The sequence below is a fragment of the Sinomonas soli genome, assembly GCF_054782415.1.
Window position 1 is genome coordinate 87212 of sequence record NZ_BAAGSN010000011.1, and the last position, 22731, is coordinate 109942.

General features: G+C 73.1%; 21 protein-coding genes. 8 read left to right on the forward strand and 13 right to left on the reverse strand.

All coding sequences use genetic code 11. The annotated features are described in order from the left end of the window. The first annotated feature begins 13 nt into the window (after positions 1-13). From ACYVKZ_RS10210 to ACYVKZ_RS10220, 3 genes are read left to right on the forward strand one after another with little or no spacing between them, the layout of a single operon-like run. Positions 14-901 carry a LysR family transcriptional regulator gene (locus ACYVKZ_RS10210; RefSeq protein ID WP_307007705.1) on the forward strand — a complete coding sequence of 296 codons (888 nt, stop codon included), beginning with the start codon at positions 14-16 and terminating at the stop codon, positions 899-901. Positions 902-919: 18 nt separating this feature from the next. Continuing rightward, positions 920-1774 (forward strand): hypothetical protein, encoded by an 855-nt coding sequence (locus tag ACYVKZ_RS10215; protein WP_460992120.1) that lies wholly within the window; start codon positions 920-922, stop codon positions 1772-1774. Between the two features lie 28 nt (positions 1775-1802). Continuing rightward, positions 1803-2483 carry a peptide deformylase gene (locus ACYVKZ_RS10220; RefSeq protein WP_460992122.1) on the forward strand — a complete coding sequence of 227 codons (681 nt, stop codon included), beginning with the start codon at positions 1803-1805 and terminating at the stop codon, positions 2481-2483. Between the two features lie 8 nt (positions 2484-2491). On the opposite strand, the gene ACYVKZ_RS10225 is transcribed toward ACYVKZ_RS10220, so the two are convergent. After that, a complete protein-coding gene (locus ACYVKZ_RS10225) occupies positions 2492-4513 on the reverse strand; it encodes a S9 family peptidase (protein WP_460992124.1) in 2022 nt (673 codons plus the stop codon). A gap of 42 nt (positions 4514-4555) precedes the next feature. Between ACYVKZ_RS10225 and ACYVKZ_RS10230 the strand changes: the two genes are divergently transcribed. After that, positions 4556-5404 (forward strand): methyltransferase domain-containing protein, encoded by an 849-nt coding sequence (locus ACYVKZ_RS10230; RefSeq protein WP_460992126.1) that lies wholly within the window; start codon positions 4556-4558, stop codon positions 5402-5404. Here the strand turns inward: ACYVKZ_RS10230 and yczE are convergent. Then, the gene (gene yczE / locus ACYVKZ_RS10235; protein ID WP_460992128.1) at positions 5382-6071 is read right to left on the reverse strand and encodes a membrane protein YczE; all 690 of its coding nucleotides are present in this window, start codon (positions 6069-6071) and stop codon (positions 5382-5384) included. The two genes, ACYVKZ_RS10230 and yczE, sit on opposite strands and share 23 nt — an antisense overlap. A 61-nt stretch (positions 6072-6132) precedes the next feature. On the opposite strand from yczE, the gene yczR reads away from it, so the two are divergent. The 4 genes from yczR to ACYVKZ_RS10255 all read left to right on the forward strand — a co-directional run bounded on the left by yczR (position 6133) and on the right by ACYVKZ_RS10255 (position 9755). Further along, positions 6133-7530: a MocR-like transcription factor YczR gene (yczR, locus tag ACYVKZ_RS10240; protein ID WP_460992130.1), complete on the forward strand. Its 1398-nt coding sequence runs from the start codon at positions 6133-6135 to the stop codon at positions 7528-7530. A gap of 114 nt (positions 7531-7644) precedes the next feature. Further along, positions 7645-8109, forward strand: a complete 465-nt coding sequence (locus ACYVKZ_RS10245; protein WP_310076530.1) for an NfeD family protein — start codon at positions 7645-7647, stop codon at positions 8107-8109. Between the two features lie 30 nt (positions 8110-8139). After that, on the forward strand, positions 8140-9270 hold the full coding sequence (locus ACYVKZ_RS10250) for an SPFH domain-containing protein (protein WP_460992133.1): 1131 nt from the start codon (positions 8140-8142) through the stop codon (positions 9268-9270). A 149-nt stretch (positions 9271-9419) separates the two neighbouring features. After that, on the forward strand, positions 9420-9755 hold the full coding sequence (locus ACYVKZ_RS10255) for an RNA polymerase-binding protein RbpA (protein WP_307007688.1): 336 nt from the start codon (positions 9420-9422) through the stop codon (positions 9753-9755). A gap of 114 nt (positions 9756-9869) precedes the next feature. On the opposite strand, the gene ACYVKZ_RS10260 is transcribed toward ACYVKZ_RS10255, so the two are convergent. From ACYVKZ_RS10260 to prcA, 11 genes are all read right to left on the reverse strand, one after another. Beyond that, positions 9870-10607 carry a polyprenol monophosphomannose synthase gene (locus ACYVKZ_RS10260; RefSeq protein WP_460992135.1) on the reverse strand — a complete coding sequence of 246 codons (738 nt, stop codon included), beginning with the start codon at positions 10605-10607 and terminating at the stop codon, positions 9870-9872. A gap of 357 nt (positions 10608-10964) precedes the next feature. Next, positions 10965-12593 (reverse strand): amidohydrolase, encoded by a 1629-nt coding sequence (locus ACYVKZ_RS10265; protein ID WP_460992137.1) that lies wholly within the window; start codon positions 12591-12593, stop codon positions 10965-10967. Between the two features lie 48 nt (positions 12594-12641). Next, the gene (locus tag ACYVKZ_RS10270) at positions 12642-15602 is read right to left on the reverse strand and encodes a DEAD/DEAH box helicase (RefSeq protein ID WP_460992139.1); all 2961 of its coding nucleotides are present in this window, start codon (positions 15600-15602) and stop codon (positions 12642-12644) included. A gap of 26 nt (positions 15603-15628) precedes the next feature. Beyond that, positions 15629-16423 (reverse strand): twin-arginine translocase subunit TatC, encoded by a 795-nt coding sequence (gene tatC / locus ACYVKZ_RS10275; RefSeq protein WP_460992449.1) that lies wholly within the window; start codon positions 16421-16423, stop codon positions 15629-15631. Between the two features lie 43 nt (positions 16424-16466). Beyond that, a complete protein-coding gene (gene tatA / locus ACYVKZ_RS10280; RefSeq protein WP_460992141.1) occupies positions 16467-16748 on the reverse strand; it encodes a Sec-independent protein translocase subunit TatA in 282 nt (93 codons plus the stop codon). Between the two features lie 24 nt (positions 16749-16772). After that, positions 16773-17126: a hypothetical protein gene (locus tag ACYVKZ_RS10285; RefSeq protein ID WP_460992143.1), complete on the reverse strand. Its 354-nt coding sequence runs from the start codon at positions 17124-17126 to the stop codon at positions 16773-16775. A gap of 10 nt (positions 17127-17136) precedes the next feature. Further along, positions 17137-19128: a helix-turn-helix transcriptional regulator gene (locus tag ACYVKZ_RS10290; protein ID WP_460992145.1), complete on the reverse strand. Its 1992-nt coding sequence runs from the start codon at positions 19126-19128 to the stop codon at positions 17137-17139. A gap of 81 nt (positions 19129-19209) precedes the next feature. Further along, the gene (locus ACYVKZ_RS10295; protein ID WP_460992147.1) at positions 19210-19605 is read right to left on the reverse strand and encodes an FKBP-type peptidyl-prolyl cis-trans isomerase; all 396 of its coding nucleotides are present in this window, start codon (positions 19603-19605) and stop codon (positions 19210-19212) included. Positions 19606-19632: 27 nt separating this feature from the next. After that, positions 19633-20565, reverse strand: a complete 933-nt coding sequence (locus tag ACYVKZ_RS10300; protein ID WP_460992149.1) for an FKBP-type peptidyl-prolyl cis-trans isomerase — start codon at positions 20563-20565, stop codon at positions 19633-19635. 79 nt (positions 20566-20644) lie between these two features. Continuing rightward, positions 20645-22021 carry a Pup--protein ligase gene (pafA, locus tag ACYVKZ_RS10305; RefSeq protein ID WP_460992151.1) on the reverse strand — a complete coding sequence of 459 codons (1377 nt, stop codon included), beginning with the start codon at positions 22019-22021 and terminating at the stop codon, positions 20645-20647. Positions 22022-22023: 2 nt separating this feature from the next. Next, positions 22024-22731: a proteasome subunit alpha gene (prcA, locus tag ACYVKZ_RS10310; RefSeq protein ID WP_460992153.1), complete on the reverse strand. Its 708-nt coding sequence runs from the start codon at positions 22729-22731 to the stop codon at positions 22024-22026.

A 22731-nucleotide genomic window follows, 5' to 3' on the forward strand; every position in this document is an offset into this window, starting at 1 on the left:
ATATGCTGGCGATATGTCTGTGCGGGATTGGGAGCTGCGGCACTACCGGTTCCTCGCGGCGCTCGCCGAGGAGGGCAGCATCGGCGGCGCCGCGCGCCTGATCGGTATGGCCCAGCCTAACGCCTCGCGCCTGCTTGAGCAGATGGAGCGCGAGGCCGGGTTCCCGCTCGCGCGGCGCACTCCCCGGGGGACGCAGCTGACGGACCGGGGCCGGGTGGTCGCGGGGCTGGCCGCCGAGGTCGTCGGCGCCGCGGAGAACGTGGGCCGGGCCGTCGGCGCGCTCGAGGGCGGCCGCGGGACCCTGCACCTGTGCGCGTCGCTCACGGTCGCCGAGCACCTGATGCCGGGGTGGCTGGCCGCGGCCCAGCAGCGGCTGCGCGGGGTGAGCACCACGCTCGACGTCGGGAACTCGGACGAGGTGTTCGACCGCCTCCGCTCCGGAGCCGCCGACCTCGGCTTCGTGGAGGGCCCGACGGTGCAGACGGGCTTCCGGTACCTGGACGTGGGGCGGGACGAGCTGGTCGTCGTCGTGCGCCCGGACCATCCGTGGGCGGCCGACGGCGAGGTGTCCCCCGCCGGGGTCGCCTCGGCGGGACTCGTGGTGCGGGAGCCCGGATCGGGGACGCGGCAGATCACCGACCTGGTGCTCGCCCCGCACGGTTCCGGTGAACGGTTCGAGGTCGGCAGCAACGCGGCGCTGGCGGCGAGCGTCGCGGCGGGGCTGGGGCCCGGGGTGGTCAGCCGGCTCGCGGTGCAGGCCGCGCTGCGGGGCGGACGCCTCGTCGAGGTGGCCACGCCCGGCCTCAAGCTCGGCCGCGTGCTGCGCGCGGTGTGGCGGGCGTCGGGGCCGCTCGATCCGGCCGCCGGTGACTTCCTGCGCGTCGTCGTGGGCCGGCACTAGCGGACGTACGCTGGGGGCATGCCCCGGTCAATGGCGGCCGTCCGGACGCTGCGCGCGCTCGCAGCGCTCGTCTGCGCCGCAGGCTGCTCGCCCGCGGCTCCCCCTGCCGCACCGGGGCGGGACGTGCCGGTCGCCGCCGCCGTCGACCAGTTCCGTGACGAGTACGCCGCGGGCTCCATCGTCGTCCAGCTCACCGACACCGGCACCGTGCCGCTCACGGTGGTCGAGGCCGAGCTCGCCGACCCGCGGTTCGTCGACGGCACGGCGTGGGCCGGCTCCGCGGAGCTCGCCGCCGGCCAGACCCTGAGCCTTCCCGCGGCGCTCGCGGCGGCCCGCTGCGGCGCGGGGGCGTCCGATGCCGCGCCCTCCGTCCGCCTCCGGCTCGCCGACGGTACGGAGCGCACGGTGGCCGCGGCCGACCCGCACGGGGTGCTGGTCCGGCTCCACGGGGAGCAGTGCTTCGCCCAGGAGGCCGCCCGCGCGGTCCGACTGCGGCTCGAGGACGCGCTCGCTGGGGGCACCACGGCCGGGACCGCCGTCCTCACACTCGTCGCAGACCCGCCGGCCAGCCCGTCCGGCGTGCCGCCTCGGACCGCCCTCACCTCGGTGGAGGGCACCACGCTCCTCGGCGAGGACCCTGCGCGGCCGTGGCCGCGCGCGCTCGTCCTGACCCCGGGGACGAGGATCGCGCTCGCGGTGCGACCGGCCCGCTGCGACCCGCACGCGGTGGCCGAGGACAAGGTCGGCACCCTCGTCCCCGTCGTGCTCGAGGTCGGAGGGGCCGCCGGGGTGGTGAAGGTGGCGGCCTCGCCCGCGCTGCGGGCGGCCCTCTACCGCTTCGTCGCCCGGGCCTGTGGCTGGCCGGCGGCCTAGCGCCACGCGCCCAGCCTAGGCTTGGCCCATGAGCACCCCATCCTCAGCCCACCGCCGCGCCGGGGCCCCGGAGAGCGACTGGACCGCGGCGCGCCTCGCCGAGGCGGCCGCCGAGCTCGTGGCCGCCGACGGCCCCCCGCCGATCGTGCAGGCGGGACACCCGGTCCTGCGGGCCCGGGCCGTCCCCTTCGAGGGCCAGCTCGACGCCGAGCTGCTCGATGCGCTGGTCCTCCTCATGCGCCGCACCATGCACGCGGCGCCGGGTGTGGGGCTCGCCGCGCCCCAGATCGGGCTCCCGCTGCGCCTTGCGGTCCTGGAGGACACGTGGGGCGCCGACGAGGAGGCGGCCCGTGCCCGCGACCGCGTGCCCCTGCCGTTCGTCGCCATGCTCAATCCGGCCTACGCGCCGCTCGGGGACGGGCGCGCGGGCTTCTACGAGGGCTGCCTCTCGGTGCGCGGCTACACCGCCGTGGTGCGCAGGGCCTCCGCCGTCCGGGCGCAGTGGACCGCACCGGACGGCAGCGCCCGCTCGGCGGACTTCACGGGCTGGCAGGCCCGTATCGTCCAGCATGAGACCGACCACCTCGCCGGGACCCTCTACCTTGACCGCGCGGAGCCCCGGTCGCTGTGCGCCAACGAGGAGTACACGGCCCGCTGGGCCCAGCCGACCCCGGAGCGGGCCGCCCGGGCCCTCGGCTTCTCGGCCTAGGCCGCCCGCTAGAGGTACTGCGCGAACCACCGCAGGATGTGCTCGAACCGCGCCCTGCGGTGGTGGGGCGTGCCCGCGCGGGAGAGCTCGTGGTTCTCGCCCGGGAACACCAGCAGCTCCGCGTCGACGCCGCCGAGCCGGAGGGCCGCGTAGTACCGCTGGGCCTGCTCGATCGGGCACCGCCAGTCCTCCTCGGAGTGCACCACGAGGGTCGGCGTGCGGACGTCGCCCACCCGGGCCATGGGGCTCTGCGCCGTCATGGCCGCCGGGTCCCACCCGGTGTACTCGCTCGCGAAGAACCACCCGATGTCGCTCGAGCCCACGAAGCTGACCGGGTCGAGGAAGCCTCGCTCGACCACTGCGGCCTTGAACCGGTGGTCGTGCGCGATCGTCCAGGCGGTGAGGTAGCCACCGTAGGAGCCGCCGAGGATGCCGAGCCGTCCCGCGTCGAGCTGGGGGAAGGCGGCGAGCGCGGCGTCGAGGAAGCCCAGGACGTCCTCGAGGTCCACCGTGCCCATGCGTCCGCGGATGGCGCGCGCGTGCTCCTCGCCGTAGCCGGCCGCCCCGCGCGGATTGCACATCACCACGGCGTACCCGGCGCCCGCGTAGACCTGGGCCTCGTCGAACCAGGCCCCGGTGTACTGCGCGAAGGGGCCGCCGTGGATCATGAGCAGTGTCGGGTGCGGCCCGTCTCCCTCGGGGAGCACCACCCAGCCGTGCACCTCGCTCCCGTCCGCGCTCGCGCCCGTGAACTCCCGGGGCGCGCGCGGCGGCGCCGCCGCGCGCAGGGGCGCGTTGACGTCGGTCAGCTGCTCCAGACCCCCGTCCTCGGTGAGCCGGTAGAGCTCGCCCGGCCCGTCGGCGTCGGCCGCGGCGAGGACGACGGCGCCGCGCGCCTCACCCGCGCCGGTCACCACGAGGGGACCGGACGTCAGCGGCTCGCGGCCGCCGTCGGGGGCGAAGGCGGTCAGCTGCACGGTCCCCCGCGCGCGGGCGAGGACGAGGGCCCGTCCGTCCGAGCTGACCTGCAGGGCCCCGGCGGCCTCGCCGAGGTCGTCTCCCTCCGCGGAGAGGCGGACCGTCGCGCCGTCGGCCGGGGTGTGCCAGAACAGGTGGGTCGCGCGTCCCACGAAGTCGGCCCCGGACTCGCCGAGCGACGAGGCCAGGACGAACACGCCAGAGCCGTCGGGCGCCTCCGCGGCCACGTCGACCGAGGCGGCGTCCGGGGTTCCGAGGTCGAGGGCCTCGCTCGCGCCGCCGGTGACGGGGGTGCGGACGGCCCGGCTGCCCAGGGTGTCGACGGCGGCGGGGTCGAAGCCGGACACGGTGTAGACCCAGGCGCCGTCGGCGCTGAAGCGCGGCTCGCTGTGGTCCACGCTGCCGTCCGTGAGCTGGCGGGCCTCCGGCAGTCCCTTCTGCGCGCCGTCCTGGCCGGCGGCGGGGCCCTGCTCCTTGGCGCCCTCCTCTGCCGCCGCCCGCCCGCGGGCGGCCACGAAGGGCTCCGCGTCGAGGGCGGGGACGTCGAGGATGAACAGGCGCGTGCGCTGGTCGCCGGTGTAGCCCACGCCGTTCATGCGGTAGTTCAGGTCGCGGATGAGCCGGGGGTCCTCGGCGCCTGCCGCCACGCCGTCGGTGGAGCCGTAGCGGCCGGGGTCGGGAACGCGCGCCGTGTAGGCGATCCGGGCGCCGTCCGGGGAGAAGGCGAACTGCGCCACGCCGAGCGGGGCGTCCGTGAGGACCCGCGGCTCGCCCCCGCGGGCGTCCACGATCGCCAGCTGCGGCCGGCCCGCGGGTGCGGCGCGCAGGAACCCCAGGACGGAGCCATCAGGCGAGTACTGCGGGGCGGTATCGCGGAAGCCCCGGGTGAGCAGCCGGGCGGCGCCGCTGTGCAGGGGCACCTCCCAGAGCTGGCCCACCGCGGCGTCGGCACGGAAGTCGGGCCGGGTCACCGCGACGGCGCAGTGGCCGGCGGCAGGGTGCACGGAGGGGGCGGACAGCGAGCGGACGAGGTCAAGGTGCGCAGGGAGCATGCGCCGAATCCTACGCAGGGGGACCCCGATACGATGGGAGGCATGCTCGCCGACGCCCTGGACCTGCTGATCTGCCCGCACTGCGGCGCCGACTGGGACGCGGCCGCCAGCAGTGCCAGGGCGCTGGTCTGCGCCGAGGGGCACCGCTACGACGCCTCGCGGCACGGCTACGTCAACCTCCTCACGGGCCGCCCGAGCCGCTCCACGCCGGACACGGCGGACATGGTCGCCGCGAGGGAGGCCTTCCTCGGAACCGGCCACTATGCGCCGATCGCCGAGGCGCTGGCAGGCGCGTGCTCGGCGCTGCCGGAGGACGCCGCGGTCCTCGACGCCGGTGCCGGGACCGGGTACTACCTGGAAGCGGTGCTCGAGAGGCTGGCCGCCGCCGGTCCCCGGCGTGCGCGCGCCGTCGCGCTCGACCTCTGCCCGCCGGCCCTGAGGCGTGCTGCACGGCTGGAGCGGGTCGCGGCGCTCGTCTGGGACCTGTGGAAGCCCCTTCCCGTGGCCGCGGCCGCGGTCGACGCCGTGCTCGACGTCTTCGCCCCGCGGAACCTCCGGGAGTTCGCACGCGTCACCCGGCCCGGGGGCCTCCTCGTCGCCGTGACGCCCCTCCCCCAGCACCTCGCCGAGCTCCGGGCCACGCTGCCCCTCCTGGACGTGCCGGAGGGCAAGGCCGAGGCCCTGGAACTGGCCGCCGCCGGGGACTACGAGCCCGTCTCGCGCACGCAGCTGTCCTTCGAGCTCGTCCTCAGCCCGGCCTCGGCGGCGGACCTGGCCCAAATGGGCCCGGCCGGCCACCACACCGAGCGCGCCGAGCTCGAGCGGCTCGCCGGGGCAGAGGATCTGGCCGCCACGGCGGCCGTCGAGCTCAGCGTGCTGCGGCGCCGCTGATCCCCTGGCCCGCGGGGGCGCGGCCGGCCTCCCGGACACGGGGTGGGTGCGGCCCGAGGTCCACCCGCAGGAGGCGCATGGCGGCCTGGATGAGCGGACCGATCCCGAAGGCGAACACCGCTGTGCCGATCCCGACCGTCCCTCCCAGAAGCCACCCGGCCAGCACCACCGTCAGCTCGATCGCGCAGCGCACCAGCCACACGGGACGGCCCGTGCGGGCCACGAGCCCGGTCATGAGGCCGTCGCGCGGGCCCGGGCCGAGCCTCGCGCCGATGTAGAGGGCCGAGGCGAGGGCGAGCAGCACGAGGCCGCCCACGAGGGCCGCGGACTGCCAGAGGAGGTGGAGCGCCCCGTCCGCCGGTGCGGGGATCCATGCCAGGCCGAGGTCGGCGAACACGCCGATGAGCAGGGTGTTCGAGAGCGTCCCCCAGCCCGGCCGCTGCCTCAGCGGGATCCATGCGGCGAGCACGAGGACGCTGACCGCCACCGTGGTCGCCCCGAAGCTGAGGCCGATACTGCGCGCCACGCCCTGGGAGAGCACATCCCAGGGAGAGGATCCGAGGCCCGAGCGCAGGAGGAGAGCGATGGCCACGCCGTACGCGGCGAGCCCCACGTAGAGCCGGACGAGCCGGATGGGCAGGCGGCGGCTGTCGAGAAATGCTTTCACGGGATCACCCTCCCGCAGTATTGGCATCATCCGACAGTGCCAATTCGGGTACCGTGGCCTTATGGTCACGGTCACACCCCAGAGGCTCGGGCGGATGCTGGGAGCACTGCCGGGCCACGGGCCCCTGTATTCAGAGCTGGCAGAGAGGCTCCGGCTCCTCGCCGTCGACGGCCGCCTCCCCGATGGGGTCCGGCTGCCGGCCGAGCGGGAGCTCGCGGCGGCGCTCGGGATGTCCCGCACCACGGTGGCCGGCGCCTACGCCCTGCTGCGTGAGCTCGGCTGCCTGCGCAGCGTCCGCGGCTCCGGAAGCTACGTGGTCCTCCCCGATCGTCCCGCGGGCGCCGCACCAGACGAGGCCGGCGTGCTGGACCTGACCAAGGCAGCGATGCCCGCAGCGAGCCCGGTGGCGGACTGCGTCCGCCGCGCCGCGGAGGCGCTCGGCCCGGAGCTGGCCCGCTCCGGCTATGAGGTCATCGGACTGCCGCGGCTGCGCATCGCGATCGCCGAGCACTATGCCGCACGGGGCGTCCCCACCGACCCGGACCAGGTGATGGTCACCACCGGGGTCCAGCACGCCATCGCCCTCGTGGCGCGCACCCTCCTCTCCCCCGGCGACCGCGCAGTGGTCGAACAGCCCACCTACCCGCACGCGATGGACACCCTCCTGGCCGCGCGGGCGCGGCTCGTGGCGCTGCCGGTCACGCCCGGCGGGTGGGACCTCGAGGCGGCGGCCGCCGCCTTCCGGGCAGCCTCGCCGGCGCTCGCGTACACCATGCCCGACTTCCACAACCCCACCGGCGTGAGCCTCGACCCGGCCGGGCGCGAGCAGCTCGCCCGGTTGGCCGAGCGGCACCGCACGGTCCTCGTCGCCGACGAGACGACGGCCCTGCTGGACATCAGCCGGGGGCCGCTGCCGCCGCTCGCCGCCTTCGCCCCGGCCTCGCTCACGCTCGGCGGGCTCGCCAAGCTCGCCTGGGGCGGCCTGCGGGTCGGCTGGATCCGGGCGCCGCGGGCCATGGTGGCCCGGCTTGCCCAGGCCAGGACCAGCCTGGACCTCGGCACGCCCGTGCTCGAGCAGCTCGTCGCGGCCGAGCTGCTCGAGTGCCAGGAGGTCCTCGTGGCCGAGCGGCGCCAGCGACTCGGTGAGGGCCTCGCCGGCCTGGCCGGGGCGCTCGCCGAGCACTTCCCCGACTGGACGTGGACCGCGCCCGAGGGCGGCATGTCCGTGTGGGCGGACTGCACCCCGCTGTCCTCGTCGCGGCTCGTCGTCGCGGCCCGCGCCCGGGGCGTGGCCCTGACCGCCGGACCCCGGTTCGGGATGGACGGCGCCTTCGAGCAGCGCCTGCGCCTGCCCTTCACGGCGTCGCCCCAGGAGCTGCGGCAGGCCGTCGCCGCGATCAGGGCCGCTGCCTCCGACGCCTCCGTGGGCCCGGCGAGGCCGCCCCTCGTGGCGGTCTGACCATCCTGCCGCTGGGCTGCCGCCCGGTTGCTGAACCGCAATCGGCCAGACGGCCCCGTGCAGGGTGCGCTGGGCTAGTGTGGGAGCACAGGGGCGTGCGCGAGGAGGGGCGGGATGGACTGGTTCGAACACAACGCCTGGATGGTGTGGCTCGTGCTCGCGCTCGTGCTGGGGGGCATCGAGATGCTCAGTCTGAGCCTCGTGTTCGTCATGCTCTCCGGCGGCGCGCTCGCCGCCCTCGTCACAGCGCTCCTCGGCGGCCCTGCCTGGCTCCAGGGTCTCGTCTTCGCGGCCGTGTCCGTGGCCATGATCGCGTTCGTCCGTCCCGTCGCCGTCAAGCACATGCGCCCCTCCATCGAGGATGTCCGCACCAACGTCGACCGCCTCGTCGGCGCGCCGGCCACCGTGGTCGAGCCGGTCGACTCCGCCCGCGGGCTGGTCAAGATCGGCGGCGACGTCTGGACGGCCCGCGCGGAGCGCGGCGAGTTCCTCCCGGGCGACGTCGTCAAGGTCGTCGCGATCGACGGCGCCACCGCCGTCGTGGCCCCCAGCGGCACCACGTCGCCCTACCGAAGCTAGGCACACCACTACCAGTCAAGGGGGAACACCATGGACGCCGGAAGCATCCTTCTGCTCGTGGTCGTCATCGTCGTCATCCTGTTCGTGGGCACAGTGCTCGGCCGCTCTGTGCGGATCATCCCGCAGGCGCGGGCCGGCGTCGTCGAGCGGCTCGGGAAGTACCAGCGCACGCTCAATCCGGGCCTGACGCTCCTCATCCCGTTCGTCGACAGGCTGCTGCCGCTGCTCGACCTGCGCGAGCAGGTCGTGTCCTTCCCCCCGCAGCCGGTCATCACCTCGGACAACCTCGTCGTCTCGATCGACACCGTGGTCTACTTCCAGGTGACGGACCCGCGTGCGGCGACATACGAGATCGCGAACTACATCCAGGCGGTCGAGCAGCTCACCATCACGACGCTCCGCAACGTCGTCGGCGGCCTCAACCTCGAGGAGGCGCTCACCTCCCGCGACCAGATCAACGGCCAGCTGCGCGGTGTGCTCGACGAGGCCACCGGCCGCTGGGGCCTGCGGGTCTCCCGCGTGGAGCTCAAGGCCATCGAGCCGCCGCACTCGATCCAGGATTCGATGGAGAAGCAGATGCGCGCCGAGCGTGACCGCCGCGCGGCCATCCTCACCGCCGAGGGCACCAAGCAGTCGGCCATCCTCACCGCCGAGGGCGAGCGGCAGTCCCAGATCCTCAAGGCCGAGGGCCAGGCCAAGGCCGCAGTGCTCAAGGCCGACGGTGAGGCGCAGGCGATCCAGAAGGTCTTCGACGCGATCCACCAGGGCAACCCGGACCAGAAGCTGCTCGCCTACCAGTACCTCCAGACCCTGCCGAAGATCGCGGAGGGCGGCTCGAACAAGCTGTGGATCATCCCCAGCGAGATCGGCGAGGCCCTCAAGGGCATCGGGGGCGTGCTCGGGAACGTGTCCCAGACAGGGGGCTCCGAGCGGGCACGGCCCGCCGGGGCCGTCGGTGCCTCGCCCGAGGAGTCCGCCGACCGGCTCGAGGAGGATGCCCGCGCCTTCGAGGAGGAGGCCGCCAAGCCCTCGGAGCTGGACGCCGAGGCCCAGGGGATCCTCCGCCACGGTGTCCACCGGGGCCTCGGGGCGCTCGAGGGCGATCCGGTCGGCCCCGTGGAGCCCGGCCCGCTCCCCGGCGAGGACGGGCCCCAGCACTAGCGCGGCGGCCGCCGCGCCCGGGACTCGCCTATAATGGGAGGTCGGTCAAGAGAGCGTGCAGACCGGTGGGTGGGAACACCGCTGCCCTGGCACGCGTTGGCATAGGGGTCGGGCCCCTTCCAGGTCCGGCAGAACGCGAGGGAGAAGAGATGAGCGACCGCAGCCTGCGCGGCATGCGCCTGGGTGCACAGTCCATGGAGACGGAGGCGGGCGTCGAGCCGGCACCGCGCCAGCGCGTCGAGTACCGCTGCGAGGACGGCGAGCAGGTGTTCGTCACCTTCTCGTCCGAGGCGGAGATCCCTCCGGTCTGGACCTCCAAGACCGGCAAGGAGGCGTTCCTGGTCGACGGAGAGCGTCCCACTGACACGAACGAGAAGGCTGTCCGCACGCACTGGGACATGCTCCTCGAGCGCCGCTCGATCCCCGAGCTCGAACAGATCCTGGCCGACCGCCTCGAGCTCCTGCGGAGCAAGCGCGGCGCCTGACGCCCGCACCGTCGCCGCGGGCGCGGCATCCGGCCGCACACACGACACAGGAGGAGGGCGGGAACCGTTCAGGTTCCCGCCCTCCTCCTGTGTCCGGGTGCGGCCGCCAGGCGCCTAGCGCTGCCGGCCGTGGCGTGTGAGCTGGGACCACCGCTCCCGCAGGCCCCAGCGGGTCACGTTGATCATGGCCTCGACGACGATGTTGCCGCTCATCTTGGAGCTGCCGAGCTCACGCTCCACGAAGGTCACGGGCACCTCGACCACGGAGAGGCCCATCTTGGCCACGCGCCAGGCGAGGTCGACCTGGAATCCGTAGCCCTTCGACTCGATCGAGTCGAAGTCGAGCTTCTCGAGTGTGGCGCGCCGGAAGGCGCGGTACCCCGCGGTGATGTCGCGCAGCCCGAGGCCGAGCATGAGGCGGGCGTAGGTGCTGCCGGTGCGGGAGATGAGCTGGCGGTAGAAGGGCCAGTTCACCACGGACCCGCCGCGAACCCACCGGGAGCCGATGACGAGGTCGGCGCCGTCCTCGACGGCGGACAGGAGCGCCGGGAGCTGCTCGGGCTGGTGCGAGCCGTCCGCGTCCATCTCCACGATGACGTCGTAGTTGCGCTCGAGGGCCCAGCGGAACCCGGCGATGTACGCCGCGCCGAGACCCTCCTTGCCGCGCCGGTGCATCACGTGCACCTGGGGATCCTCGGCCGCGATCCGATCGGCGAGGGCGCCGGTGCCGTCGGGGCTGTTGTCGTCCGCGACGAGGACGTCCGACGCCGGAACGGCCGCCCGCAGCCGGCCCAGGGTTCTGGGCAGCGAATCGAGCTCGTTGTACGTCGGAATGATCGTCAGGATGCGCACGAAGTGGGCCTTTCGGGGCGGGGTCGTCAAGCGCCTCGAAGGCGCAAGAGCCCATTATAGCCAGCCGATCCGGGCCGCTCGGGGATTCCGGGGAACAGACAAGCCCGTGCGTCTTCGGGCCAGTCGCGCGGGGCCGGCAGCTGGTCGGTCCCCCGGACTGTTTTCTACGGACGCACGGGCCTGTCGTGACGCCTAATCCCCCGAATGCTCGGTGAACCGGGCCCTACCGGGCAGTTCACACCCGTTGTCCTCGATCCTACGGGGTCATACTCACGTGTCAACCGTCTGTTCATCTGCGGTTTCTCGTGTTGCCGCCGATGAGGGCCGATCCCCGGAGGCTGCCGGGAGTCGCGTCGATCAGGCGCCCCGATGTCCGGGCGCCACGGCTCCGCTGCTGAACAGCTGGCGCCCCTCGTGCACCGTGAGGAGGCATTCGGGCAGCTGCTCTGTGTCCAGCGCCGGAAGCAGCGGGGTGCGGGCCCTCGGGTCGGTGCTCCAGGCCTGCACCCGCTCGTCCGCGACCTGCACCATGAGTTCGTCGGCGCGCCAGACTGCGAAGCTCGCGGGGGCGCCGGGGACCAACTGTCCCATCAGGGGGTTGGGGTGCCTGACGGCGCGCCATCCGGAGCGCGTGTGCCCGAGGAACGCTGCGCGGGCCGAGATCCGCTGGGACGGGTCCGAGTGCGTCAGGCACGCGCGGACGCTCTCCCACGGCGAGAGCGCGCAGACCGGCGAGTCGGAGCCGAAGGCCAGGGGGACGCCGGCCGAGTAGAAGCGGATGAACGGGTTCATCCCCTCGCGGCGGCGGCCGAGGCGCTGCTCGTACAGGCCGCCTGGGTGGCCCCAGGCGGTGTCGAAGAGGGGCTGGGCGCTCACCGTGACGGCATACTCGGCGAGGGCGGCGGCCTCGGCGTCGCCGGCCATCTCGACATGCTCGAGCCGGTGTCCGGCGGCGCGCACAGCGTGCTGCCCCACCCGCTCCGCTGCGAGCCGGAAGCCGTCGAGTGCGAGCTGCAGGCCGGCGTCGCCGATCACGTGGAAGCCTCCCTGGACTCCGATCTCCGACACGGCCGCGAGGTGGGCACCGATCTGCTCGGCCGTCAGGAAGGCCGTGCCGCGGTGGCCCGGGGCGTCGTCGTAGTCCGCTTCCAGCAGCGCGGTCCGGCTGCCGATCGAGCCGTCGATGTTCAGGTCGCCCGCGAGGCCGCGCACGGGGACCCCGAGGCCCTCGAGGACCGCCCGGGCCTCGTCCGGCGAGGAGACCGCCTGGCCCCAGTAGGCGATCACCTCCGGCTCCGAGGCGGTCCCACGGCCGAGGAGGAGCCTCAGGTCCTCGACGCCGCCCAGCTGGGGCGCGGCCTGTTCGACGAGCGCGACGTAGCCGCGGGAGGCGGCGTGGCGCAGCGCCAGCCGGTGCAGGCGCCCCAGCTCCTCCGGGGCGGACGGGCGCGTTCCGGCTCTGGCAGCGTGCAGCGCGTCGCCGACGACGAGGGCGGTCTCCCCGGCGGTGCCGCCGCCGGCGAGGTCCGGGGAGACGAGTGCCGAGTGGACGTCCACCCGCGTGAGGAAGGTGCGGCGTCGGCCGGCGGCCCGCGCGAGCTGCTCGGCGCCCGGCAGTGCGGGGTCAGCCCATCGGGATTCGTCCCAGCCGTGGCCGCGCAGCACGGCGTCGGCGGGCAGCCCCTCCGCCGCCCGCGCCACAGCGTCAAGCAGGTCCGCCGCCGAGGCGGCCGCGGAAAGGTCCAGCGAGGAGAGCGCGAGGCCGGTGTCCGCCACGTGCACGTGCGAGTCCACGAAGCCCGGCGCCACGAGTGCCCCGTCGAGGTCCACCACCGTCATCCGGTCGTCGGCGAGGGAGGCGGCCGCCTGCTCTGATCCGACCCAGGCGACGGTTCCGCCGTCCACCAGCATCGCCGAGGCGAACGGGTCGGCGGCGGAGTAGACCGAGCCGTTGCGGTACAGGGTGAGCGCGCGCTCCTCGGGCATGGATGGGTCCCCTTGCATCGTTCGCGGTGTCCTTGCTGGTGAGGTGTTCTAGTCGGAGAGCGTCGAGTACGCGACCACGCCGCGGCGCAGGAGGCCGATCGCCTCGTGGCACAGCCGCGAGAGCCGCCGGTCCGTCCCGGGCACGTCGGCGAGCTGGTCGAGCAGGTCGATGACCTGCCGGACCCACCGCACGAAGTCGCCCGCCGCGAGCTCGGTGCCCGAGAGGACGTTCTGCAGCTCGCGGCCGCGGGCCCACTTGTAGATGGGCCAGACGAGGCCGAAGTCCGGCTCGGACGTGTGCGGCAGCCGGTGCTGCTCCTCCGCGTCCTCGAGCTGGGACCACTCGCGTAGGACGACGTCGACGGCGACGTCGAGGGAGATGCTGGGCATCTTGGGCGTGAGGCCGCGCTCCTCGCGCTTCGCCTGGTACACGAGCACGCTCACGAGCGCGGCGAGCTCGGCCGAGTCCACGTCGTCGAAGGCGCCCTCGCGCAGCGCGAGGGCGGTGAGCATGTCCTTGTCGCCGTAGATGCGGCGCAGCTGCTGCCCGAAGGCCGTGACCTCTGGACCGGAGGCGCCCTGGGCCAGGGCCCCGTAGGACTCGAGGACCTCGCACACCCGGTCGAAGGTCTTCGCGATCGTATTGGTGCGTCCCTGGATCTGCTCGACCAGGCGGTCGGTCTCGCGGCGCAGCTTGATCCAGCGCTCGGCCCAGCGCGCGTGGTCCTCGCGCTCGGCACAGCCGTGGCACGGATGCGTGCGGAGCTGGCGGCGGAGATCGGTGATGCGCTTCTCGGTGTCCTGGTAGCCGCCCGCGAACGCGAAGTCCCGCCGGGACCGGCGTCCCTGGGCGCCCGCGTCGGGGCCTTCGAGGCGTGCCCGCTCGGTCGCGTGCCGCAGGGACGCAGCGAGGTCGCGGCGGTCCTTGGGCCTCTTCGCGTCGAAGTGCTTCGGGATCCGGATCCGCGCGATCGGCTCGAGGGGGCCGTCGACGTCGTGCAGGCCGATCCGGCGGATGTTCCGGTCGAAGGTGAGGACCTGCGGCCTCGGCTCGCGGCCGTTCGGGTCCGAGGTGAGCACCACCGCGCTGCCGGCGAGCCGGCCCTGCCCGATCTCCACGACGTCCCCCGGGGCGAGGCGGGCGAGCGAGTCCACTGTCATGGACCGCCGGGCGCGGCCCGCCTGACGGGAGGCTGCCTTCTCGGCTTCGGAGAGCTCATGCCGGAGCCTCGAGTACTCGGTGAAGTCCCCGAGGTGGCAGGTCATGGCCTTCTCGTAGCCGGCGAGCGACTCCTCGCGGCTGCGCACCTGCCGGGCGAGGCCGACCACCGAGCGGTCCGCCTGGAACTGGGCGAAGGAGCTCTCCAGGATCTCGCGTGCCCGCTCCCGGCCGAACTGCGCCACGAGGTTGATGCTCATGTTGTAGGTGGGCCGGAAGCTCGAATTCAGCGGATACGTGCGGCGGGAGGCGAGGCCCGCCAGGGCGGAGGGATCGAGCCCCGGGCGCCACTGGACCACCGCATGCCCCTCGACGTCGATCCCGCGCCGCCCGGCGCGGCCGGTCAGCTGGGTGTACTCCCCCGCGGTGATGTCGACGTGGGCCTCGCCGTTGAACTTCTCGAGCTTCTCGATGAGCACGCTCTTCGCGGGCATGTTGATGCCGAGGGCGAGGGTCTCCGTCGCGAACACGACCTTGACGAGCCCGGCGGCGAACAGCTTCTCGACCGTCTCCTTGAAGGTGGGCAGGAGGCCTGCGTGGTGGGCGGCCAGGCCCCGCTGGAGCCCCTCGCGCCAGGCCCAGAAGCCCAGCACCGGCAGGTCGGCGGGCGGGATGTCGGCGGCCGAGGCCTCGACCGCCGCCGTGATCTCGGCCTTCTCGGCGGGAGTCGTCAGGTCCAGGCCCGCATCGAGGCACTGCTGGACGGCGGCATCGCACCCGGCCCGGGAGAAGATGAAGTCGATGGCGGGCAGGAGTCCGCGGCGCTCGAGCGCCTGGACCATCTGGGGACGGCTTGCCCGTGTCCCCGGGAGCGGCGGCGCGTCGCCGGGCCGGCCGGTGCGCGGGGACTGCTTCTCGCCCCGCTGGCGCTCCTCGCGCCGGCGCGCGCGGCCGCCGTGCCCGAACCGGCCGCGGTAGAGCTGCTGCGACTCGCGGCGGCCGAGCTCGACGAGCTCCGGGTTGACCGCGGTGATCCCGGAGACGCTGGCCTCGGCACGGGGCACCGCGCCCGGCGGGGCCGACGGCGGCTCCCCCGCCTCGCGCGCCCCGGCGTCGCGGTCGTGGACGTCCGCGAGGGCCTCGAAGGACTGCCTCGTCGCGAACAGGTCCACGAGCTGCCGCCCCACGAGGACGTGCTGCCAGAGGGGCACTGGCCGGTGCTCGGAGACCACGATCTCCGTCTCGCCGCGGACCGTGTCGAGCCACGCGCCGAACTCCTCCGCATTGGAGACGGTGGCGCTGAGGGAGACGAGCCGGACGTCGCGCGGGAGGTGGATGATGACCTCTTCCCACACGGCCCCGCGGAAACGGTCGGCGAGGTAGTGGACCTCATCCATCACCACGTAGCCCAGGCCCGCGAGGGTGTCGGAGTCCGCGTACAGCATGTTCCGCAGGACCTCGGTGGTCATCACGACCACGGGCGCCTCGCCGTTGATGGTCGTGTCCCCGGTGAGGAGCCCGACCCGCTCAACGCCGTGGATGGCGCACAGCTCGGCGTACTTCTGGTTCGAGAGCGCCTTGATCGGCGTCGTGTAGAACGCCTTCAGGCCCTGCTGGAGGGCCAGGTGGATCGCGAACTCGCCGACGATGGTCTTGCCGGCGCCGGTGGGTGCCGCGACGAGGACGCCGCGTCCCGCCTCGAGGGCACGGCACGCCTCGACTTGGAACGGATCGAGGGGGAAGTCCACCGTGGCGGCGAAGGCTCCCAGTTCAGTCTTGGCCAACGCCCTGCGCCTCGCGTCCGCGGCGTAGCGTTCGGCCGGTGACAGGCTCTCGGCGGGGGTGGACATGGGTCCAGCCTAGTCCGCCGCAGGGGTCAGAGGTTCTCGAGGTCCGCCCTGGAGGTGGGGGTGTCCGCGATGGCGTCGGTCTCCGCCGCCACCTTCTCGATGCGCCGGGCCCGGCGCCGGTCGTTGGCCATGCACACCCCGATCGCGGCGAAGAACAGCCCCAGGAGCGGGATGGCGAGCATGAACATCGAGATCGCGTCCGCCCCGGGCGCCGCCACGGCGGCGAGGACGAACACGAGGAACACAGTGATGCGCCACGCCTTGAGGATGGTCCTGCCGGGCAGGATCCCGGCCATGTTGACCCCGACCAGGATGACCGGAACGAGGAATGCCACGCCGAGGAAGAGGAGCATGTGCGTGACGAAGTCGATGTACTCGCGCCCGTCGATCATGTTGGAGAAGCCCGCGGGCGTGAACTGCGTGAGCGCGCGCACCACCTGCGGCACCACGCTCCAGCCGACCCAGACGCCGGCGAGGAACAGGGGTACCGCGGCGACCATGAAGCCGAGCGTGTACTTGCGCTCCTTGGCGGTCAGCCCGGGCATGATGAACGCCCAGACCTGGTAGATCCAGACGGGGCTCGAGATGACCAGGCCGATCTGGATGGCCAGCTGGAGCTTGAAGTCGAACGGCGAGGCGATCGTGGAGAAGTTGACCGAGGAGAGCCCGCCGGTCTGGTGGGCGATGTTCTCGACCGGCTTCTCGAGCTCCCGGAGGATCGGGTCGTACAGGAACCAGCCGGCCACCGCGCCGACGGCCACACCGATGGCCGCCTTGATGAGCCTGTTCTTCAGCTCCCGCAGGTGCTCGAGGAGGGGCATCCGCCCCTCGGGGTTGGCCTTCCGCCCCTTCCCGGCGGCCACCTCAGGCGTGCGAGGAAGGACCGGCGTCCCCGTCGGCCCGGCCAGCGCCCTTCGGCGGGATGACCTTGCCCTCGACGGGCTGCTCGGCGCCGGAGGAGGCGGACTGGCCGGAGGCCGTGGTGTCCTTGCCGTCGTTCTTCATCTCCTTGACCTCGGACTTGAGGATGCGCATCGACTGCCCGAGGCTGCGTGCCATGGCCGGCAGCTTCGGAGCGGCGAACAGGAGCAGCGCCACGATGATGATGATGACGATGGGCCAGGGGCCATCGAAGAGTCGTCCCACGGGAATCCTTTCGTTGGTACAAGTCTAGTTGAGGCCGAGGTCGCGGAGGGACTGCGCCTGGCCCCGTTCGCGCCGCCGTGCCACCCGCCGGTCACGCCGGTCGAGGCGCCGCTGCTCGCGTCCCTGCTCGTACTCCTCGCGCAGGCGTTCCGGGTCGGCGAACACGGCACTGCCGGGGACGCGCACGACGGCGGCGGGGCCGGCGTCGTCCGTCGTCCCGCCTGCCGCGGGCCGCGCCGTGACCCGCTCGAGGTCCGCGGAGGCGCTGCGCAGGACCGCCATGCCCTTGCGGAACAGGTAGATCCCGCCCAGCAGGAGGACGACGAGGGTGCAGGCCACCAGGGCCACCCAGATGAGGATCCACGACCACCACGGCACGGGACCCAGCCTATCGGGTCGCCGCGGCGGCCCCGTACAGTGCCAGTGCCCGGTCGAACCAGGCTCGGGCGGCCTCGACGGCGGCGGCCGGGCCTTCCAGGGCCGCGGCGCCGCCGAACTGGGCGAGGAAGGAGGGCAGCCAGGCCAGGTCGAGGACTGTGAGGCGGACCCGGCGGCTTCCGTCCTCAAGATCCGTTCCGTCGTGGGCGTCGAAACTCGCCTCCGCCCAGCGGGCCTCGGGGGCGAGGCGCACCGTCACCTCCAGGTCACTCGGCCGGCGCATGAACAGGGATCCGTCCCCGGGCTCGAATCCCTCGGGCAGCGGCAGGGGCTCGGCCGCCTCCACCGCCTCGATCCGGTCGATGCGGAAGACCCGGCGGTCCCCGGCACGGTGGCAGTAGCTGTTGACGTACCACCGGTCAGCGTCGGAGAAGACCCCGAGCGGGTTGATGAGCCGTTCGGTGACCTCGTCCTTGGTCGGATTGAGGTACCGCAGCCGGAGGGTGCGGCCTGCGACGGCCGCCTCCGCGAGCACCGGGACGAGGTCCGCATTGTGCTGGGGCTCGGACCGCAGGTCCACCTCCGGCAGGGCCCGGCCGCCTTCGACCGCTGCCGCGCCGACCCTGTCGGCGAGGCGCAGGATGGCCTCGGCCGACGCCGCATCCGCGAGCGGCAGGAGGGCCTTGAGGCCGAGCTGCAGGGCCACGGCCTCTCCGGGGCTGAGCCGGCGGGGGCGCGAGAGCTCCTCGGCGTTCGCGACCGTCACGACGTCGTCGTCCACCGAGATCTCGATGTAGCTCTGGAAGCCGGCGGAGTCGATGGGACCGGCGTCCCTGAGGAGCTCGAGCTCGCGCAGCACGGCCTTCCGCGTCAGGCCGAACTCCTCGGCGATCTCCTGCACCGTGACGGGACCGGAGAGGAGGAACGGCACGAGGTCCATGAGCCGTTCGAGGCGCTCCTGGCCGGTGGTGATCCGACGGCCCGGCCTCTGTCCGGGCGTCTCGGCCGCTCCGTCGGACCCGATGGCCTCCCGGGCGCCGCGCAGCCGTCCGAGGACCTCGTCGATGAGGTCCTCGGGCCCGAGGACCTTCACCGCGTCGCCGAAGCCTGCGAGCCGCTCGGCGGCGACGGAGACGTCGCGGAAGGGGAACTCGCCGGCGTCCCAGCCGGAAGGCCCCGCGCCGGCCGGCTCCCAGTGCCGGCGGAGGTCCAGCGCGCGGTCCTCCGCGATGAGGAGGCTCGCCCGCCGCTCGGCGAGGGCGTCGAACCCGTTGAGGGCGTCCCGGACGGCGCCCTCACCGGGCGGTTCGAAGGTGCCGGGCTCCCCTGCGGCCACGGTGCCGTGGATGCGGGAGAGCCGGAAGACCCGCAGTCCGCCGCGGTCCAGGTCGTTGCCGGCGAGGTACCACTGCCCGTAGCGCTGGCCGAGCCCCCACGGCTGGACCCGCCGCCTGCGTGTCTCTCCCGTGCTGGTCGCGTGGTAGTCGAAGGTGACCTCGGCGCCGCGCGCCGCCGCGTCGGTCAGGGCCACCCAGTGGGTGTCGAGCCGCACCCGGGGCTGCACCTGCGACGGCGGCGTCTCGGGCAGGGCGCCCGCCGCCTCGAGCCGCCGGAGTGCGCGCTGCGCATCGGCGCCGGCCACCGCGTCGTCGCACGCGAGCGCGGCGAGGGCCAGCCATGTGGACTCCTCCGCGCTGAAGCGCTGGGGCGGCAGCCGGAAGCCCGCGGGGTCGATCCGGTATTTGGCGACCTCCTCGTCGCTCTCCATGCGCTCGTAGCCGATCTCCTCGAGGATGACCGCGCCCATGGCCCGCAGGTCCGCCTTGTCGCGCTCGAACTTGCGTAGGACGGCCTCGGTCTCGGAGTCGGCCTCCGCGGCGTCCGCGGAGAGCGGGGTGTGCCCGTAGACGTCCCGCAGGATCCTCTCGCGGGAGATCCCGAGCTCGGTGTGGAGCAGGGCGATGAGGAGGTTCAGCAGGCGCGAGGTCTTGGCTTCGGACACAGTGAAGAGCCTAGACCGAAACGGGCGGCGACCAGCCGAGGCTGGTCGCCGCCCGCAGTGCGCGCGCCGAGGGCGGCCGGGTCAGCGGACGCCGACGAGGTCCACGACGAAGATGAGGGCCTCGTTGGGCTTGATGGCCCCGCCGGCCCCACGGGAACCGTACGCGAGGTCGGAGGGTATCTCGAGCCGGCGGCGGCCGCCGACCTTCATGCCGAGCAGTCCCTGGTCCCAGCCCTGGATGACCTGGCCGACGCCGACGCGGAAGTCGAGCGGGGTGCCGCGGTTCCAGGAGGCGTCGAACTCCTCGCCGGTGGACCAGGCCACGCCGACATAGTGGGTCGAGACGGTGTCCCCGGCGACGACCTCGCGGCCGTCGCCCTCGATGAGGTCGACGATCTTGAGCTCAGCCGGGGTCTCGCCCTCGGGGAACTCGATCTCGGGCTTGCTGCGGTCGTACTGGCGCTGTCCGAAGGACATGGTGCCTCCTGAGGTGGATGTGGTGGGTTACTTGATGCCGAGGATGTCGACGACGAACACGAGGTCGCCCTTGGCCTGGCCCTGGCCCTGGTCCCCATAGGCCTGGGCCGCGGGGATCACGAGGAGCACACGCGAGCCGACCGTCTTGCCCGTGAGGCCCTTCGTCCAGCCGGGGATGACGCCCTGGAGGCTGAAGGTGGCCGGCTGGCCCTTGTCGTAGCTCGAATCGAACTTGGTCCCGTCGGAGAGGTTCACGCCGACGTAGTTGGCAACGATGGTGTCGCTGGCCTTGACCTTGTCCCCGTGGCCCGTGATGAGGTCCTGCGCGACGACGTCCTTGGGCTTGTCGGCACCCTTGACGTCGATCTGCGGGACGCCCTTGCCGTCCACGGAGACCTTGGGAAGGCCGGCCGGGAGGTTGGTCACCGCATCGCCCTCGGGCTTGCTGAGGGCAGTGGGGGTGTCCTTCACCGAGAGGATCTTGATCACGAGGAGGGTCGACGCCGCCGACTCCGGGTTCTCGCCGGCCGACTGGGCGGGGGTCGCGTAGGCGAGGTAGGAGCCGACCTTGGCCCCGACGAGGCCGTTGTACACGACCGAGCTGCCCTGCTTGAGCTGGTCGGAGAGCTCGACCTTCTCGGAGGTGCCCTTGCTGAAGGTGTCCTCGAGGACCGAGCCGTCACCGCCGTTGAGGGCCACGTAGCCGATCTCGACGGTCTGCCCGGCCTTCGCCGCGGGGCCGTCGCCGGCCTGGACCATCTTGATCGTCTCGTCCTTGACCGCGAGGGGCTTCGGGAAGTCGACCTTCGGCGCCTTGTCGCCGGGGGTGACCTTGAGCTGGTCGAGGGCTGCGACCTGCCCGGCGTTGGAGGGCGTGGGGTCCGAGGAGGACGGGGCTGAGCTGCCACAGCCGGCCACGAACAGGGCGAGCGGCAGCAGCAGGGCGATGAGACGGCGCACTGGTCAACTTCCTGTGGGGGATCCCGCCACGGGTGTGTGGCGGCGGACGGGCCGCGCGGGCCCCCACAAGCCTACCGGGTCAGCCTGTGAAGGGCCTGAGGCTGTCGAGCAGCTCGTCCACGCGGGGGTCCTCGTTGGCGAACGGGTCCTTGCACAGGATCGTGTGGTGGGCCCGGTCATTGAGCTTGAGGTGGACCCAGTCCACGGTGTAGTCCACGCCTGCGGCCTGGGCAGCCTTCACGAAGCGGCCCCGCAGGCGGGCCCGCGTGCTCTGCGGCGGGTTCGCGACGGCGCCCGCGATGGCCGCCTCGTCGACGACCCGGGCTGCAGCGCCGCGGCGCTGGAGCAGGTAGAACAGGCCGCGGTCCGGGCTGATGTCGTGGTAGGTCAGGTCGAGCTGGGCCACGCGGGCGGAGTCGAGGTCCACGTCGTGGCTGCTGCAGTAGCGGTCGATGAGCTTCTTCTTGATCGCCCAGTCGACCTCGGTGTCGATCGCGCGCGTGTCCTGCGACTCGACCGCCTCGAGAGTGCGCTGCCACAGGTCGAGGATGCGTTCGATGTGCGGGGTGTGGGCCCCGTTCGCCGCGACGAACTCCTGCGCCTTCTCGAGGTACATCTGCTGCAGGGCGAGGGCGCTCGACTGCTGCCCGTTCGCGAGGCGCACCGGGGCCTTGCCGGTGAGGTCGTGGGAGATCTCCCGGATGCTCCGGATCGGGTTCTCCATCCGGGCGTCGCGCATGATCGTGCCGGCCTCGATCATCCGCAGCACCAGGTCCACGGTGCCGAGCTTCATCATCGTGGTCGTCTCGGACATCGTCGAGTCGCCGACGATCACGTGCAGGCGGCGGTAGTGCTCGGCGTCCGCGTGCGGCTCGTCCCTCGTGTTGATGATCGGCCGGGAGCGCGTGGTGGCCGAGGACAGTCCCTCCCAGATGTGGTCCGCACGCTGGGAGAACGCGTAGACGGGGCCCTGGGCGGTGCGCAGCACCTTGCCCGCTCCGCAGAGCAGCTGCCGGGTGACGAGGAACGGAATGAGCACCTCGGCCAGGCGGGAGAACTCGGTGCGGCGGGGAATGAGGTAGTTCTCGTGGCTGCCGTACGAGTTGCCTGCCGTGTCGGTGTTGTTCTTGAAGAGGTAGACGCGGCCGTCGAAGCCCTCCTCCGCGAGGCGGTGCTCGGCCTCGGCAATGAGGTCGACGAGGATCCGCTCCCCCGCCTTGTCGTGGGCGACCAGCTGCGCCACGTCGTCGCATTCCGCGGTCGCGTACTCGGGGTGCGAGCCGACGTCGAGGTACAGGCGCGAGCCGTTCGCCAGGAACACGTTCGAGGACCTGCCCCAGCTGACGACCTTGCGGAAGAGGTACCGGGCGACTTCCTCCGGCGCGAGGGGACGGCCCTGGGGACTCGAGTAGGCGATGCCGAACTCGGTCTCTACTCCGTAGATGCGCCGGTCCATGCTCAGCCCTGCCGTTCCGCGCGGCCGTCGAGCATGCCCGCGAGCTCGTCCGGGCCGATCCGGCGGAAGGCGCGGCGCGCGCCGCGGGTCGACTCCGAGTCGCGGTCGAGGACTCCGACCTCGAGCGTGATCGGCTCGGTGCGGTCCTCGCGGAGCGCACGGGCGGCAAGCCGGATGGCCTCCGGGAAGTCTGCCTCGGCCGTCCAGCCGTCGATCACGCCCTCGGCGACGCGTTCGGCGGCGCCGCCCATCACCACGAAGCGGCGCTCGTCGGCGATGGACCCGTCGAACGTCAGCCGGAAGAGGTGGTCGCCCTCGACGTCGCTGCCGACCTCGGCCACGGTGAGCTCGACCTCGAAGGGCTTCTGTTCGGCGGTGAACACCGCGCCGAGGCTCTGGGCGTACACGCTCGCGAGGCCCCGGCCGGTGACGTCCTCACGGTCGTAGGAGTAGCCGCGGACGTCGGCGTACCGCACCCCGGCCTGGCGCAGGCTCTCGAACTCGTTGTACTTGCCAACGGCTGCGAAGGCGATCTTGTCGTAGATCTCCCCGATCTTGTGCAGCGAGGGGGACGGGTTCTCGGCCACGAGGGCGATCCCCTCCCGGCAGCTCAGGACGACGACGGAGCGGCCGCGGGCGATGCCCTTCCGGGCGAAGTCCGCCCGGTCCTTCATGAGCTGTTCGGGTGAGACGTAGAACTGCTGGGTCAT